The sequence below is a fragment of the Streptosporangium sp. NBC_01755 genome, from assembly GCF_035917995.1.
Classification (GTDB): domain Bacteria; phylum Actinomycetota; class Actinomycetes; order Streptosporangiales; family Streptosporangiaceae; genus Streptosporangium.
On the sequence record NZ_CP109131.1, the window covers coordinates 410339 to 426087 of the forward strand.

Annotated in this window: 13 protein-coding genes; 7 read left to right on the plus strand and 6 right to left on the minus strand. The window is 69.0% G+C overall.

The features are described from left to right. Positions 1-70 precede the first annotated feature (70 nt). The 7 genes from OG884_RS01695 to OG884_RS01725 all read left to right on the plus strand — a co-directional run bounded on the left by OG884_RS01695 (position 71) and on the right by OG884_RS01725 (position 9048). On the plus strand, positions 71-358 hold the full coding sequence (locus tag OG884_RS01695; protein ID WP_326641407.1) for a hypothetical protein: 288 nt from the start codon (positions 71-73) through the stop codon (positions 356-358). A gap of 398 nt (positions 359-756) precedes the next feature. Continuing rightward, a complete protein-coding gene (locus OG884_RS01700) occupies positions 757-1731 on the plus strand; it encodes an aldo/keto reductase (RefSeq protein WP_326641409.1) in 975 nt (324 codons plus the stop codon). Positions 1732-2055: 324 nt separating this feature from the next. Continuing rightward, positions 2056-2673 (plus strand): DUF4142 domain-containing protein, encoded by a 618-nt coding sequence (locus tag OG884_RS01705; protein WP_326641410.1) that lies wholly within the window; start codon positions 2056-2058, stop codon positions 2671-2673. A gap of 241 nt (positions 2674-2914) precedes the next feature. After that, positions 2915-4600 (plus strand): DNA polymerase/3'-5' exonuclease PolX, encoded by a 1686-nt coding sequence (gene polX, locus OG884_RS01710; RefSeq protein ID WP_326641412.1) that lies wholly within the window; start codon positions 2915-2917, stop codon positions 4598-4600. A 92-nt stretch (positions 4601-4692) separates the two neighbouring features. Beyond that, entirely contained in the window at positions 4693-6003 is a 1311-nt protein-coding gene (locus tag OG884_RS01715) for a sulfite oxidase (RefSeq protein WP_326641413.1), read from the plus strand. Between the two features lie 320 nt (positions 6004-6323). After that, positions 6324-7823: a WS/DGAT/MGAT family O-acyltransferase gene (locus tag OG884_RS01720; protein ID WP_326641415.1), complete on the plus strand. Its 1500-nt coding sequence runs from the start codon at positions 6324-6326 to the stop codon at positions 7821-7823. Between the two features lie 301 nt (positions 7824-8124). After that, positions 8125-9048, plus strand: coding sequence for an aldo/keto reductase (locus tag OG884_RS01725; RefSeq protein WP_326641417.1), 924 nt, complete (start codon positions 8125-8127; stop codon positions 9046-9048). Between the two features lie 105 nt (positions 9049-9153). Here OG884_RS01725 and OG884_RS01730 read toward each other — a convergent pair whose 3' ends face one another. From OG884_RS01730 to OG884_RS01755, 6 genes are all read right to left on the minus strand, one after another. Beyond that, entirely contained in the window at positions 9154-10827 is a 1674-nt protein-coding gene (locus tag OG884_RS01730; protein ID WP_326641419.1) for a solute symporter family protein, read from the minus strand. Then, positions 10824-11183 carry a DUF485 domain-containing protein gene (locus OG884_RS01735; protein WP_326641421.1) on the minus strand — a complete coding sequence of 120 codons (360 nt, stop codon included), beginning with the start codon at positions 11181-11183 and terminating at the stop codon, positions 10824-10826. The genes OG884_RS01730 and OG884_RS01735 overlap by 4 nt, the downstream gene beginning before the upstream one ends. A gap of 201 nt (positions 11184-11384) precedes the next feature. Continuing rightward, positions 11385-12884, minus strand: coding sequence for a sodium/solute symporter (locus tag OG884_RS01740; protein WP_326641423.1), 1500 nt, complete (start codon positions 12882-12884; stop codon positions 11385-11387). 49 nt (positions 12885-12933) lie between these two features. After that, positions 12934-13281, minus strand: a complete 348-nt coding sequence (locus tag OG884_RS01745; RefSeq protein ID WP_326641425.1) for a hypothetical protein — start codon at positions 13279-13281, stop codon at positions 12934-12936. A 176-nt stretch (positions 13282-13457) separates the two neighbouring features. Next, complete coding sequence (locus tag OG884_RS01750) at positions 13458-14219, minus strand: LytR/AlgR family response regulator transcription factor (protein ID WP_326641427.1); 762 nt, start codon at positions 14217-14219, stop codon at positions 13458-13460. A 239-nt stretch (positions 14220-14458) separates the two neighbouring features. After that, positions 14459-15655 carry a sensor histidine kinase gene (locus OG884_RS01755; RefSeq protein ID WP_326641429.1) on the minus strand — a complete coding sequence of 399 codons (1197 nt, stop codon included), beginning with the start codon at positions 15653-15655 and terminating at the stop codon, positions 14459-14461. Positions 15656-15749 lie beyond the last annotated feature (94 nt).

Here is a 15749-nt window from a genome sequence, read left to right on the forward strand (position 1 = left end):
CAGACAACCTGAGCCTCGTGGAATGTCCCGGTACGGCAACCAGGAGGGTGCGGTACGCGTCCAACGGATCATGAAACGATCCATCGGCGCCGGACTGCTCGCCACCACCTCGGCGGTGGCGGCGGTGGCCATGCTGGCGACCACGACCGCGTGCGCCCCGACCGCCTCCTCCACTCGGGGCACCGCCCAGGCTTCCGCCGGCGCTCCCGCGAGCCTCTCCCCCGCACCAGGCAGCACACCCGCGCGTCCCGCCACCGTCCAGGCCGCCGGCCTGCGGGTCGCGGACACCGGTTCCACCACAGGGCGCACCGTCCGCAGATACCGGTCAGGAACGCCATCGGGTTCGGAGTGTGGGTGAGCGTGGACAGGCCCATCGCGTGCAGGGCCGCGATGAAGAACCCGCAGGCGATGCCGACGCTCTCGTTGACGTAGTAGTGCTTGACCCTGGTGCCGTCGGGGCGCACGCCGTACTTCTCCGCGAAACAGACCACCAGCCACGGCACCGCAAGCCCGCGGTGGGCCACAGCAGGCCCGCGCGTACGACAGCCTGAGCCGGGTCAGCCTCTACCGAGGTGATCATGCCCGAGGGGTCACCTACGCTCAGCGAGGACTACAGGTCCCGGACATCACCAGCAACCAGGGTGATCGTGCTCTCTTCTACCGAATCGGGCGGGTCGAGGAGCATCCGGGCGGGGAGTGGCCGGAGTCGGCGGTCGTAGGCTGGGGCCCAGGGTTGTGAAGATCGGGAGGTTTGACATGGAGTACGTGCGCCTGGGATCCACCGGCATGAAGGTGTCGAGGGTCTGCCTCGGCATGATGAGCTACGGTGATCCCGCCAAGTGGGGTGAGTGGGTGCTCGACGAGGCCGCCGCCGAGCCGATCGTGCGCCGGGCGGTCGAGGCGGGGATCACCTTCTTTGACACCGCCGACGTCTACTCGCTGGGCGGCAGCGAGGAGGTCACCGGCCGGCTGCTGAGCGGGCTCTTCGCCGACCGGGACGACTATGTGCTGGCCACCAAGGTGTGCCTGCCGATGGGCAAGGGTGTCAACGACCGCGGCCTGTCGCGCAAGCACATCCTGTCCTCGATCGACGCCTCGCTGCGCCGGTTGGGCACCGACTACGTGGACCTCTACCAGATCCACCGCTGGGACCCGGAAACCCCGATCGAGGAGACCATGGAGGCCCTGCACGACGTGGTCCGCGCGGGCAAGGCCCGCTACATCGGCGCCTCCAGCATGTACGCCTGGCAGTTCGCCAAGGCCCAGCACGTCGCCGAGGTCCACGAATGGACAAAGTTCGCATCAATGCAGAATCATTACAATCTGCTCTACCGTGAGGAGGAGCGGGAGATGAACCCGCTCTGCCGCGACCAGGGGGTGGGCCTGATCCCGTGGAGCCCGCTGGCCCGGGGGCTGCTCGCCCGCGCCGGAGCCGAGGAGGCCACCACCCGCGCGGGCAGCGACCCGCGCATCGAGGCCCTCTATGACGACGCCGACAACGACCGGCTGATCCTGGAGCGGGTCGCCCAGCTGGCCGGGGAACGCGAGGTCCCTCCCGCCCAGGTGGCGCTCTCCTGGCTGCTCCACCAGCCCGGCCTGTCGGCGCCGATCGTGGGCGCGACCAAGAACAGGCACGTGGACGACGCGGTCGCCGCGGTGGACCTGCCCCTGAGCGAGAAGGAGCTCGCCTTCCTCGCCGAGCCGTACCGCCCCCGGGCCGTCAAGCACTGACCTTTCCGGCTCACCCGCGTGTGCCCGGGTGGGCCACCCGATGTCCGGGAGGCCCACCCGGGCGGCACAGCGCGCACCGGTCCCCTGCCCGCCCGGCATCACGGCATGACGCCCCGCCAGGACATCCGGGCCCGGCGGGGCGTCCGCATCCGTACCGGGCGGGACGAGCGAGGTTCGGCGGGCGCCCGACCGGCTGGCTTACTCAACAGGACCACATGTGAGCTTTTGTCAGGATTTACCGCCTGTGGCGCTACATCTCCAGAGATACGCGCATATGAGGGGGAGATAGTAGTTCCGACCGTGGATTGATCAACGGAGGATCCGATGGTTCGAAAGATGATCATCCTGGTGGCCGTCACCATGGCCGCGATGGGCGGTACGGCCGGCGCCGTCGTCTCCCCCTCTCCCCAGGCCATCCCCCAGCAGGACAGGGACTTCCTCGTCCAGGCACACCAGGCCAACCTGACCGAGATCGAGTCGAGCAAGGCCGCCCGGGAGAAGACCGCCGGCCAGCAGGACCGGGAGGTCACCAGGACCGTCCGCAAGCTGGCGAAGAAATTCATCAAGGACCACAAGAAACTCGACAAGGCCGTCCGCCAGGTGGCCGATCAGCTCGGCGTCAAACTTCCCGACACGCCCAACACGGAGCAGCGCAAGCAGCTCGACGAGGTGTCGGCCCTGAGCGGCGCGGAGTTCGACAGGGCCTGGATCAGCGCGGAACTCCACGGCCACCACGAGACCCTCGCCGCCGTGGAGCAGGAGATCGAGAACGGCTCCTCCCCCGAGGTGAAGGAGCTCGCCACCGAGGCCAAGCCCATCGTGCAGGAGCACATAGACCTGCTGCTCAAGGCCGAGAGGGCCTCCACTCCCGGCCCCTCGGAAAGTGCCGGCCCTTCGGAAAGCCCGAGCCTCTCAGAAAGCCCCAGCCCCTCGGAGAGCTGAGGCGAGCAGCGCGGCGCTCCGGGCGGCTCCCCACTCGAAGATTCCCGCGAGGCCGAGCGTCGCTCCGGCGACCTTGCCCGGCCGGCCACGAAACGACGGTCGCGAAACGCCTGCGGAGCCGAGGTAGGACCTGGGTTTGTCTGGCACCTGGCTGTGAAACGGGACGGGGCCTGAGGCCGGCAGAGGTCGCGGCGGGCCGCCGGGAGCGGGAACTGTCGGTGCGATCTTCTAGGCTGGCTCCATGGCACGAGCTAACGACGATGTCGCGGCCGCTCTGCAGGAGTACGCCGAGCTGTTCGCGATGACCGGCGGCGACGCCTTCCGGGTCCGCAGTTACCAGAAGGCGGCCAAGGCGATCGCAGGCTTTCCCGGGGACATCACGACCGTGCCGGTGCGAAGCGTGTCAGGGGTGGGTGAGGCGATCGCCAAGAAGGTCGAGGAATACCTGGAGCGGGGCGGCTTCCGGCAACTCGACGACCTGCGCGAAAAGGTTCCCCAGGGGGTGCGGCGGCTGACCCGGGTGGCCTCGCTCGGGCCGAAGAAGGCGATCTTCCTCTACCAGGAGCTGGGCATCGACTCTCCCGAGGCGCTGGTGAAGGCCATCGGGGAGGGCCGCCTCCAGGGCGTCAAGGGCTTCGGCGCCAAGACCGTGGAAAACCTGCTCAAAGGTGTCGAGCACCTGGCAGAGAACAGTGCCAGGATGCACACCGGGATGGCGATGGACCTGGCGGAGCGGGTCATCGCCTCGCTGCCGGGTGCCGAGCGGATCGCCTACGCCGGGTCGCTGCGCCGGATGAAGGACACCATCGGCGACGTCGACATCCTCGCGGTCGGCCCCGAGTCGCTGATGGACGACTTCAAGGCACAGCCCTACGTCGCGGAGGTCATCGCCTCGGGCGACAAGAAGACCTCGATCCGCACCACCCAGGGCGTCCAGGTCGACCTGCGCCTGGTCCCCGCCGAGTCGTGGGGCGCCGCGCTGATGTATTTCACCGGTTCCAAGGAGCACACGGTGCACCTACGGGAGATCACGGTGAAGAAGGGCTGGAAACTGTCGGAATACGGCCTTTTCGAGAAGGAGCGGGTGATCGCGGCCGCGACCGAGGAGGAGATCTTCGAGGCGTTCGGCATGCAGTGGATCCCCCCGACTCTGCGCGAGGACAGCGGTGAGATCGCCGCCGCGCTCGCCGGTGAGCTGCCCACGCTGGTCACTCTGGAGGATCTGCGGGGCGACCTGCACACTCACACCGACCTGACCGACGGGATCGCCTCGCTGGAGGACATGGTCGCCGCCGCCCACGCTCGCGGCTACTCCTATTACGCGGTGACCGACCACGCGCCCGACCTGGCGATGCAGCGGATGACACTGGACAAGGCCCTGGAGCAACGCGAGCGGCTGCACCGGCTGCAGGAGAGATACCCGAAGATGCGGCTGCTGCACGGCAGCGAGCTGAACATCGCCCCCGACGGCTCGGTCGACTGGCCGGCCGAGGTGCTGGCGGGCTTCGACGTGTGCGTGGCCAGCGTCCACTCGCACTTCACCCAGTCGCGCGAGGAGATGACCCGACGGTTCGTCGCCGCGTGCGAGAACCCCCACGTGCACATCATCGGCCACCCGACCACCCGCAGGATCGGCATCCGCCCTCCGGTGGACGCCGACTGGGACGAGGTGTTCCGCGCCGCGGCCCGCACCGGCACCGCGATGGAGATCGACTCCTTCCCCGACCGCTCCGACCTCCCCTCGGACCTGGTGCGGCTGGCACAGCACCACGGCGTGAAGTTCTCCATCGACAGCGATGCCCACGCGGTTCCGCACTTCGACAACCAGCGGTTCGGCATCGGTGTCGCCCAGCGCGGCTGGCTCACCGGCGACGATGTGATCAACACCTGGCCCCTGGAGCGGTTGCTGGCTTTCCTCGGCCGTTGAGGGGATGATTGAAAGCGGCAGGGGTGTGGCATCCTTCACATATTACATAGTTTACTGGTAGGAAATAGATGTAGGGAGAGGAGTGGCGCCGGATGCCGTACGAGGACCTCAACGACGAGGCCACCTACCAGCGCGCCCGAGCCGGGCAGATCCTGCGGGAGACCCCCGACCGGCTCCGGTCGGCCTCCGTCGGCTGCAGGACCGCCGACGGCAGGGCCATCGATGACAGGACCCGTGACAGCGAGGCCGCCGATGACGTCGACGACAGGACCGTCGATGACAGGACCCGTGGCGGTGAGGCCGTCGGCGGCGAGCCGTCCGCCTCGGGGATCGTCAAGCCCCTGCCGCCGGAGTTGTTCATCGAGCACGAGACCAATGCCGAGATGCGCTGGGACGCCATGGGCGATATCGGGTTCCATGTGCCCAACAACCGGTTCTTCGTACGCAATCACACCTCCACCCCGATCATCGACGCGGCCACCTGGCGGCTGCGGCTGCACGGCACGGGCCTGAACGGCCCCCGAAGTTTCGGCTACGAGGAGCTGCTCGCACTGCCCTCGGTGACGCGTGACGTGGCGATCGAGTGCGCGGGCAACGGGCGAAGCCTCTTCACCGCCCAGCAGCACCAGGAGGTCGCCGGCACCCCGTGGCGGCTCGGCGGCATCGGGGTGGCCCGCTGGCGCGGGGTGCCGCTGGCCACGGTGCTGGAACGATCCGGGATCATCCCGGACGCCGTCGACGTCATGGCCCGCGGACTGGACCCCGCCTACGTGGCCGACGGGGTCGACTACGGCCGGGTGCGCCGCCCGATCCCGGTGGCCAAGGCGATGCGGGACGTCATCCTCGCCTACGAGATGAACGACGAGCCGCTCCCGCCCGACCACGGCCACCCCGTGCGGCTGATCGTCCCCGGCTGGATCGGCCTGGCCTCGGTCAAGTGGGTCGGCGACATCGAGGTCTCCACCTCACCGTTGTTCTCACCGTGGAACACCGAGTTCTACCGGATGTTCGGCGACGCCTATCCGCCGCAGGGCAGCGCCCCGCTGACCACGCGGGGCGTCAGGAGCGCCTTCGAGCTGCCGTGGAACGCCACACTGGTCGCCGGACGCCCGTACCTGCTGCGCGGGCGGTCATGGTCGGGCAATGGCCGGATCGCCGATGTGGAGGTGAGCCTGGACGGCGGCGCCACCTGGCAGCGCGCCCCGCTACGCGGACCGCACGTGGCATCCACCTGGACCCGCTGGCAGGTCACCTGGAAACCCACCGAGACCGGCCGGCACCTCCTACTCGCCCGCGCCACCGACGAGACCGGCGCGGTCCAGCCGCCGCGCACCACGCACAACGACTTCGGCTACCTCTTCGACGCCGTCGTCCGCCACCCGGTGACCGTCGTGAGCAGGTGACCGTCGTGAGCGGATGACCGTCGTGAGCGGATGACCGTCGTAAGCAGGTGACCGGGAGCCCCATCCGGGTGAACGCCTCGGCCCACGGCTCCTGATGCCCGTACCCGAGTATCACCTTCGGAAAGAATCGCCAGGACATCTCCATCCACAAGGCGTGACTACCGAGCGGAATGGGAACGTTACGGAACGCGATGATCGGCTGGGCCTTCAGACCTCGCCAGAAAGACATTCCGAGGTCCCACGGAGGAAACGAGAGGGAAACGTGCCGACCTGATGATGGCAATACGTGTTCTCCCATCTTTCGCCAGGAGGCTCGACCGATGCGCCAGCTGACCGCGCTCGACGCGCAGTTTCTTCACGCAGAATCGGCGACCACTGCGGCCCACGTCGCAGGGCTGGCCATCCTCGACCCCGCCTACTCCCGGGCCGGGGCCGTCACCCGCGAGTGCCTGGTCGAGCTGCTCCGCGAGCGGGTGCACCTGGCCCCGGCGCTGAGGCTCCGCCTGGCCACCGTGCCGTTCGACCTCGACCGGCCGTACTGGACGGAGGACTCCGATCTCGACGTCGCCGGCCATGTCCACGAGGTGACCCTCGCGGCGCCGGGCGACGACGCCCAGCTCGCGGAGGAGGTGGCCCGGATCCACGAGCGGCGCCTCGACCGGGGCCGCCCGCTCTGGGAGATGCATCTCATCCAGGGGCTGACCGGCGGCCGGGTCGCCCTGTACGCCAAGGTCCACCACTGCGCCATCGACGGGGTCTCGGGGGCGGAGACACTGGCCGCGCTGCTGGACCTGACGCCCGAGCCTCGCATCGTCGAGCGGCCCGCGCCCACACCGCGGACCACCGCCCCGGGTCTGGCGGGCATGCTCGCCGGGGCCGTGGCCAGGTCGGTGATGCAGCCCGCCAGAACGCTGTACTCGCTGGGCCGGATGGCGACCGAGCTCGACACGATGCCGCTGGCCTCGGCGCTACCGGGCGCCCGGCGGGTGGCCGCCGCCACCCGGATGATCGCCGGAAGGGTGCGGGAGCTGCCGGAGCTGCCCGTGCTGACGGCGCCGCGCACACCGTTCAACGGCCCGATCGGCCCCGAGCGGCGCTTCTCCTACGGGTCGATCCCGCTGGCGGACGTCAAGCGGGTGGCCAGGAGTTCGGGAGCCAGCGTCAACGACGTGGTCATGACGCTGTGCGCCTCGGCGCTGCGCGCATGGCTACGCGAGCGTGACGCGCTGCCCGACCGGCCGCTGATCGCCGCCGTCCCGGTCGCGGTCCGCACCGCGAGTGCCCGGGAGGTGGTCGGCAACCAGATCTCCGTCATGGTCACCCCCATCCCGACCGACCTGGCCTGTCCCCGCGAGCGCCTGCGCGTCATGGCGCGGACGATGCGCACCGCCAAGCGGCGGTTCGCCGGCTCCCCCACCGGCTGGTTGGGAGAGCTGTCGTCGATGCTGCCCGCGGCCGTCACCGCGCTGGCGACCTCCACGGTGTTCCGGCTGGCCTCGATCGTGCTGCCGCCGATCAATCTGATCGTCTCGAACGTGCCGGGGCCGCAGCTCCCGCTGTACCTCTGCGGGGCCAGGGTGCTCGCTTACCACCCCATGTCCGTGCTGACCGACCTGAGCGGCGGGGTCAACATCACCTGCTTCTCCTACGACGGCTCGCTCGACTTCGGCATCCTGTCCTGCCCGGACCGGGTGGCCGACGTGTGGCGGCTCATGGGCCACCTGCAGGAGGCCATGGACGAGTTGATCGAGCAGATCGAGCCCTCCGGGCGGATCGCCCCGGTGGACAGCCCCCCGGTCAGGCAGATGGTGCCCGCCTGAAGGGCCGGCACGGCAAATCCGATCACCTGCCGGAGGGGAAGGTCCCACGGCGTGATCCCAAGGAGTGGGCCAGCGGCTGGTGACGCACGTACGTCTGCCGTGCGCCCACGGCGGGGCCCGTCCGCCGACTCGTCCGTGAGGAACTTCTCGGCGTGGTCGGCGACAGCACCGATGAGGAGTCCGGGTAACCGGGGGCCAAGAGAGCCTCCGGCAGTCTTATTGACGCCGTACATAACAGTGCTCCGACGGCCGCCACCGATGCCCCGCAACCGCGCGATTATTCGAGAAATAGAGTTAGCCCATGAGCTTTTCTGAGCTGAACCTGTTTCCTCTCTGTCTCGGCGGCAACGTATTCGGCTGGACCGCGGACCGGAACGACTCCTTCGCAGTCCTGGACGCCTATGCCGAGGCGGGCGGCAACCTCATCGATACCGCGGACGCCTACTCCGCGTGGGTGCCCGGACACGTCGGCGGGGAGTCCGAGACCGTCATCGGCGAGTGGATGACCTCCCGCCGCAACCGTGACCGGATAGTGGTGGCGACCAAGGTGGGTTCACTGAACGGCCGCACCGGGCTGTCGGCGGCCAACATCCGCGCGGCGGCCGAGGACTCGCTACGGCGGCTGCGCACCGACCACATCGACCTGTACTGGGCCCACATCGACGACGCGGCCACGCCTCTGGAGGAGACCCTTGGCGCGTTCGACGACCTGATCACCGAGGGCAAGGTACGCAACATCGGCGCCTCGAACTACAGCGCCGAGCGGCTCGCGGAGGCGCTGGAGATCTCCGAGCGGGACGGTCTGGCGCGGTACGGGGTGCTGCAGCAGCACTACAACCTTCTCGAACGCGGCTACGAGGGGGCACTGCGAGACGTGGTGGCCAAGGCGGGGCTGACCAGCACACCATACTTCGGCCTGGCCCGAGGTTTCCTGACCGGCAAGTACCGGCCGGGGGTCACAGTGGACAGCCCCCGCGCGGGCCAGGCGTCGGAATACCTTCGGAGCGAGCGCGGGCCGAAGGTGCTCGACGCCCTGGACAAGATCGCCGCCTCCCACGGAGCCGCCCCGGCCACCATCGCCCTCGCCTGGCTGGCCGCCCAGCCCACGGTGGCCGCGCCGATCGCCAGCGCCCGCAACGTCGAGCAGCTGCGGCCGCTGCTCGCGGTCGCCGATCTGACGCTGTCAGAGGATGAACTGGCCCTGCTGGACGAGGCGTCCCGCTAGAAGGACGACGGGGCCCGGCCGTGGTACGGCCGGGCCTCGATCGGGTTCAGGAGCTGTGCGGGGTTGGAGCCTAGTCGGTACCGGGCTCCGGTTCCGGGTCGGAGCCTAATCGGTACTGGGCTCCAGTTTCGGGTTGGTGCCGGGTTGCCGCTGGACCTCGCCGACGGGCTGGTACGAGGTGGCCTGCTCGGCCCCGATGCCGGTGAGCGAGCGGACCTCGATCTCCGCGTACTTGCCGGCGCTGTACTCCTTACTGAGACGCGCGCCGACGAACCCGGCCAGGAAGCCGAGCGGGATCGACACGATGCCGGGGTTGCTCAGCGGGAACCAGGCGAAGTTCGCATCGGGGAACAGCGCGGTGGCACTGCCCGAGACGACCGGCGAGAAGACCACCAGGAGCAGGGCCGAGACGAGGCCTCCGTAGATCGCCGAGACCGCACCCGCGGTGTTGAACCGCTTCCAGAACAGGCTGTAGAGGATCGCCGGCAGGTTCCCCGAAGCCGCCACGGCGAAGGCGAGCGCGACCAGGAAGGCCACGTTCTGCCCCTGAGCGAGAATGCCGAGCCCGATGGCGACCGCGCCGATGACGAAGGCTGAGATCCGCGCGACCAGGACCTCCTCCTTGTCCGTGACGTTGCCGCGCTTGAACACATGCGCGTACAGGTCGTGGGCGAAGGAGGAACTCGACGCCAGCGTCAACCCGGCGACGACCGCCAGGATCGTGGCGAACGCAACCGCCGCGATGACGGCCAGCAGGATCGTGCCTCCGACGTCGCCGAAGATGGTCTTACCGACCGCTTCGGCGAGCATCGGCGCCGCCGTGTTGCCTGCCTTGTCCTGCGCCAGGATCTTCTCGCCGCCGACCAGTGCCGCGGCGCCGAAGCCGAGCACCAGGGTCAGCAGGTAGAAGACGCCGATGATGCCGATGCCCCACAGGACCGACTTGCGAGCCTCCCGCGCGGTGGGCACCGTGTAGAAGCGGATCAGGATGTGCGGCAGACCTGCGGTGCCGAGCACCAGGGCCAGGCCCAGGCTGATCAGGTCGATCTTGCCCGCGATGCCCTGCGCCTCGGTGCCGTACTTCAGGCCCGCGTTGAGGAACGCGTCGCCCTTGCCGCTCTGCGCGGCGGCGTCACCCAGCAGGCCGGACAGGTTGAAACCGTAGTGGCCGAGCACCAGCAGGGTGACCAGGGTCGCGCCGCCCATGAGCAGCACCGCCTTGACGATCTGCACCCAGGTCGTGCCCTTCATACCGCCGACGACCACATAGACGATCATCAGGATGCCGACGCCGACGATCGTGAGCGCCTTACCCGTCGGCGAGGTGACGCCGAGCAGCAGGCCGACCAGCGCGCCCGCGCCGACCATCTGGGCCAGTAGGTAGAAAATCGACACAGTGATGGTGGAGACACCCGCCGCCGTACGGACCGGGCGAGGGCTCATCCGGAAGGCCAGCACATCGGCCATGGTGAACTTGCCGGAGTTGCGCATCAGCTCGGCGACCAGCAGCAGTGCCACCAGCCAGGCGACCAGGAAGCCGATCGAGTACAGGAAGCCGTCATAGCCCGACAGGGCGATGATCCCGGCGATACCCAGGAAGCTCGCGGCCGACATGTAGTCGCCGCCGATGGCGAGGCCGTTCTGCACACCGCTGAAGGACCGGCCACCGGCGTAGAAGTCGGTGGCGTCCTTGGTGTTGCGGCTGGCCCAGAAGGTGATCCCCAGCGTTCCCGCGACGAAGAGCAGGAACAGGATCGTGGACAGGCTCTGGTGGCTCATTCGGTCTTCCCCTCGACCTTGTGACGGATCTCGTCAGCCAGCGGGTCGAGTTTCTTCTCGGCGAAACGGGAGTAGGCCCAGGCGATCCCGAACGTCGACACGAACTGGAGCAGACCGAAGATCAGCGCCACGTTGATGTTGCCCAGGACCTTCGCGCCCATGAAGTCACGCGCCCAGCCGGAAAGGACGACGTAAAGCAGATACCACGCGAGGAACGCCGCGGTCATCGGGAACGCCCAGGCCCGAAAACGCCTCTTCAACTCCTGGAACTGTTCACCGGCCTGAATCTCTTCATAGACCGATGAGTCATGTTGCCTGGCGGTCACAAGACCTCCCACGAATGTGATCTGGATCACGGACAACGTAAGAGGGGAAGCTACCTTTCGTGGAGACCCGCTCGCGGACTCTTCGCCGAGGCGCCGCCGCGCCGCGTTCAGCTGGACATGGCTTGCGGTGAAAGGTCTGTCTCGCGCGACGAACGGTTCCCGCCGGAGGGTCCCGCGGGGGCGCGCCACCGATTGCCCCGGCCGGCCGGAAGGAACGGTGGGCCCGCCCCGTCAAGAAGACCGAGGCCGCCAATCACCCCGGTCCAGATTGAGGATCTCGGGGGTGTGCAGGCGCACCATCGTACGGGCCACGTTCGGCGGGATGCGCCCCGGCGTCAGCAGCGAGACCACCACCATGACGAGAAAGGCGATCGGCACCGTCCACGCGGCGGGCTGGGCCAGCATGGCACCCGCCAGACCGGCGTAAGGCCCCCCGCCGATCGTCATCAGAACCGCGCCGCAGGCCAGGCCACCGCCGGCGAGCAGTCCGGCCATCGCCCCGGTAGGAGTCAGCCGACGCCACCAGATACCCAGCACCAGCAGCGGACAGAAGGAGGACGCCGCCACCGCGAACGCCAGACCGACGACGTCGGCGACCGGTAGCGAGCGGGCCAGCGCCGCCAGGCCCAGCGGAACGATCACGGCAAGCACCGCCGCCGTCCTGAACGAACGCACCCCTCCCTTGAGAATGTCCTGCCCGATGACCCCGGCGACCGAGACCGTCAGCCCTGAGGAGGTCGACAGGAACGCCGCAAACGCCCCGGCCGTCACCAGCGCCGTCAGCAGGTCGCCGGCCACACCGCCGATCAACCGTCCGGGCAGCGTGAGCACCACCGTGTCACTGCCCTTCAACTCCGGGACGTAGATCCTGCCCAGCGCGCCATAGACGGCCGGCAGCAGGTAGAAGGCCCCGAGCAACGACAGGACCACCAGCGTCGTACGCCGGGCGGCCCGGCCGTCGGGGTTGGTGTAGAAGCGGACCAGCACGTGCGGCAGTCCCATGGTGCCCAGAAACGTGGCCAGGATCAGCGAGTAGGTCGAGTAAAGACCGTACTCCCTGCCGTTGGAGAGCGGCAGCGCCCAGGTGGCCGCGTCCCGCTCACTCAGCCCCGGAGCTCCCCCGCTCCGCCACGCCAGCAACAGGAACACCAGCGGCACGGCCAGGGCCGTAAGCTTCAGCCAGTACTGGAAGGCCTGCACGAACGTGATCGACCGCATGCCACCTGACATCACGTTCACCGCCACCACCGCCGCCACCAGCAGGCCTCCCGCCCACTCGGGGGCGCCGGTGATGGCCCGCAGGACCAGGCCCGCACTCTGGAACTGCGGCATCAGGTACAGCCAGCCGATCAGCACGACCAGCACCCCGGCCATCCGCCGCACCGCCATCGACTCCAGCCGCGCCTCGGCGAAGTCGGGCAGCGTGTACGCGCCCGAACGGCGCAGCGGTGCCGAGACCAGTACGAGCAGCACCAGATAGCCACCCGTCCAGCCGACCGGCAGCCACAGCATGTCGGCGCCGTAGGTGAGAATCAGCCCGGCGATGCCCAGGAAGCTCGCGGCCGACAGATACTCCCCACCGATGGCCGAGGCGTTCCACAGCGGGGAGACGGTGCGGGAGGCGACGTAGAAGTCGGAGGTGGTCCGCGACAGCCGGATGCCGAACGCGCCGATCAGCACCGCCGCCAGCACCACCAGCACGACCGCCGTCACACCGTACGCGGTGTTCATCTGATGCCTCCCGGCGTGGAGACCTCGGGCTCCGGGCCCGGGGCGGAGGTCAACGGGCCCTGTCCACCAACTCGGCAAAGTGGCGCTCGTTCCGTTCAGCCTGCCGGACATAGAGCCAGGCACCGATCACGAACGCCGGGTAGATCAGACCGGCCAGCACCGCCCAGGGCAGCGGGATCCCCAGCAGGCGGACCGCGTGCAGTTCGGGCACCAGCAGGAACAACAGTGGCAGCCCCATCACCACGCAGCCCAGCACCGTGCAGACGAACAGGGCCAGCCGGAACTGGGTACGGACCAGCGAGTGCATGTAGATCTCGCCCAGCCGGGTCTGCTCGTCGATCTCACGAGTGACCGGGTAGCGGGGGTGGCGGGGCGCCATGGTGCGAGGGCTGGTCACCACCTCGCGCCTCGGTCGCTCGGAATCCTTACGCGAGCGGTCAGACTCCTTACGCAGTCGCTCGGAATCCTTACGCGAGCGGTCAGACTCCTTACGCAGTCGCTCGGAATCCTTACGCGAACGCTCGGTGATCCACCGACGCGGCTCGGCCTCCTCCCTGGACCCGGAGTCGCGACTCACTCCGACCTGCCCCTGCGCGCCCGGCGGACCAGCAGGTCGCGCAGCTCGCGGGTGTGACGGCGGCTGACCGGGATCTCGGTCTCGCCTATGCGGACCACGCACCGGCCCGAGTCGATGTGCAGCTCGTCGATGTGCTTGACCGCGACCAGGTGGCTGCGGTGCACCCGGACGAAACCCGCCAACGACCAGCGCTCCTCCAACGTGGCCAGCGAGATGCGCACAAGGTGACTGCCGCCCGCGGTGTGCAGGCGAGCGTAGTCACCCTGCGCCTCGACGTAGCGGACCTCGGTGCTGGCCACGAACCTGATGACGCCGCCGAGCTCGACCGGGATGGTGTCGGGGTCGCCACGGCCCGCGCCCTCGCTCTCCGGCAGCTCCGCCGAGACGAACACCCGCCGAATGGCCTCGGCCAGTCGCTCCGGCCGCACCGGCTTGAGCAGATAGTCCTCCGCCTTGATCTCGAAGGCGTCCACCGCGTGCTCCTCGTAGGCCGTCACGAAGACCACCCGGGGCGGGTTGGCGAACTGCGAGAGCAGGCGGCCGAGCACCACCCCGTCCAGGCCGCGCATCCGGATATCGAGAAAGACCGCGTCGATCGGCCGCCCGTCGGCGATCGCCCGGTCCAGAACGCGCAGCGCGGCGGCCCCGTCCCTGGCCAGGGAGACCTCCCCGATACGAGGGTCGTCCCTGAGCAGGTAGGCCAGGTCCTCCAGCGCGGGAAGCTCATCGTCCACCGCAAGGACGCGCAGGCCGGTCACGGTCACTCCTCCGGGTCGTTCACGTGGGAATTTCTAGAGGGTGATGAATCAGACATCGCCTGTCAACTTTGTCGTACTCGGGAGAAGAATCGAACGGGCCCGGGCAAACGAACGATGGGCGACCAGGTAGGCCGGAGAGCCCGACAGGTGGATGCGCAGGCGGTGAACGGTGTGGCAGGCGGACGGGCGGTTCAACGAGGGGGCCCGACCGTGAGCGGGGGCGACCGATCGGGCACGGTTCAACGGGCGGAGACACCCGGGTGGTACTTCGGCAGGCGGACGCTGACCTTCGTGCCCGCCCCCTTGGCCGTCTCCGCCACCAGGCCGTACTCGTCACCGTAGACCTGACGCAACCGCTCGTCCACATTGACCAGCCCCACTCCTCCCGCCCCCGAGCGCTCGTCGGCGTCACCGGCCAGAATGCGGCGCAGGCGCTCCGGTTCCATACCGACGCCGTCGTCCTCCACGCTGATCTGGCACTCCGCCCCGGCGTCCTCTGCGACGATCGAGATGCGCCCGATCCCGGGCTTGCTCTCCAGCCCGTGCTGAACCGCGTTCTCCACCAGCGGTTGCAGGCACAGGAACGGCACCGCGACCGCGAGCACCTCAGGGGCGATGCGCAGCGTCACCTGAAGCTGGTCGCCGAAGCGGGCACGTTCCAGGGTGAGGTAACGGTCGATGGAACGCAGCTCCTCGGCCAGCGTGGTGAACTCCCCGTGCCGCCGGAAGGAGTAGCGGGTGAAGTCAGCGAACTCCAGCAGCAGCTCACGGGAGCGGTCAGGGTCGGAACGGACGAAGCTGGCGATGGTCGTCAGCGAGTTGTAGATGAAGTGCGGGGAGATCTGCGCGCGCAACGCCCGGACCTCGGCCTCCATCAGGCGTGTCCTCGACCTGTCGAGTTCGGCCAGCTCCAGCTGCGAGTCGACCCAATTCGCGACCTCGTGGGCGGCCCTGACCAGACCCGCCGAGGCGTGCCCGCCGTACGCGGCCAGGGAGCCGACCACCCGCCCGTCGGTGGTCAGCGGCACCACCACGGCGAACCTGATCGGGCACTCGGGAAGATCGCACCAGACCACCTCTGGGCCGAGGACCCGGGTCCGGCCCCCGGCGAGCGTCTTGGCGGCGTGGGTGAACGCCTCACGGGCGTGATGGTCGCCCTCGCCGTCGTAGACCAGCAGCCGCTCCTCGTCGGTGACCGCCAGCGCCGGGGAACCCAGCAGCTCACGCAGGTACCGGGACGCCTTCTGCGCCCCCGCCTCGGTCAGCCCGGCCCGCAGCGGCGGCGCGGCGAGGGAGGCCGTGTGCAGGGTCTCGAACGTGGCCCGCTCGGCTGGGCTGCTGCCCAGTTCCCTGCGCCCGCGCAACACCCGCCACAGCACCAGGGCGGGCACCCCGATCAGGGCGACGACCAGCAACACTGCGATGACGGGTTCCACGCTCCGGACCTTATACGCCAAGCCCCACCCGCGCCCGGCCCATACAGATCACACCGGCCTTCCGTATCCGGCCAGAGCAGGACCTGGAGGACTT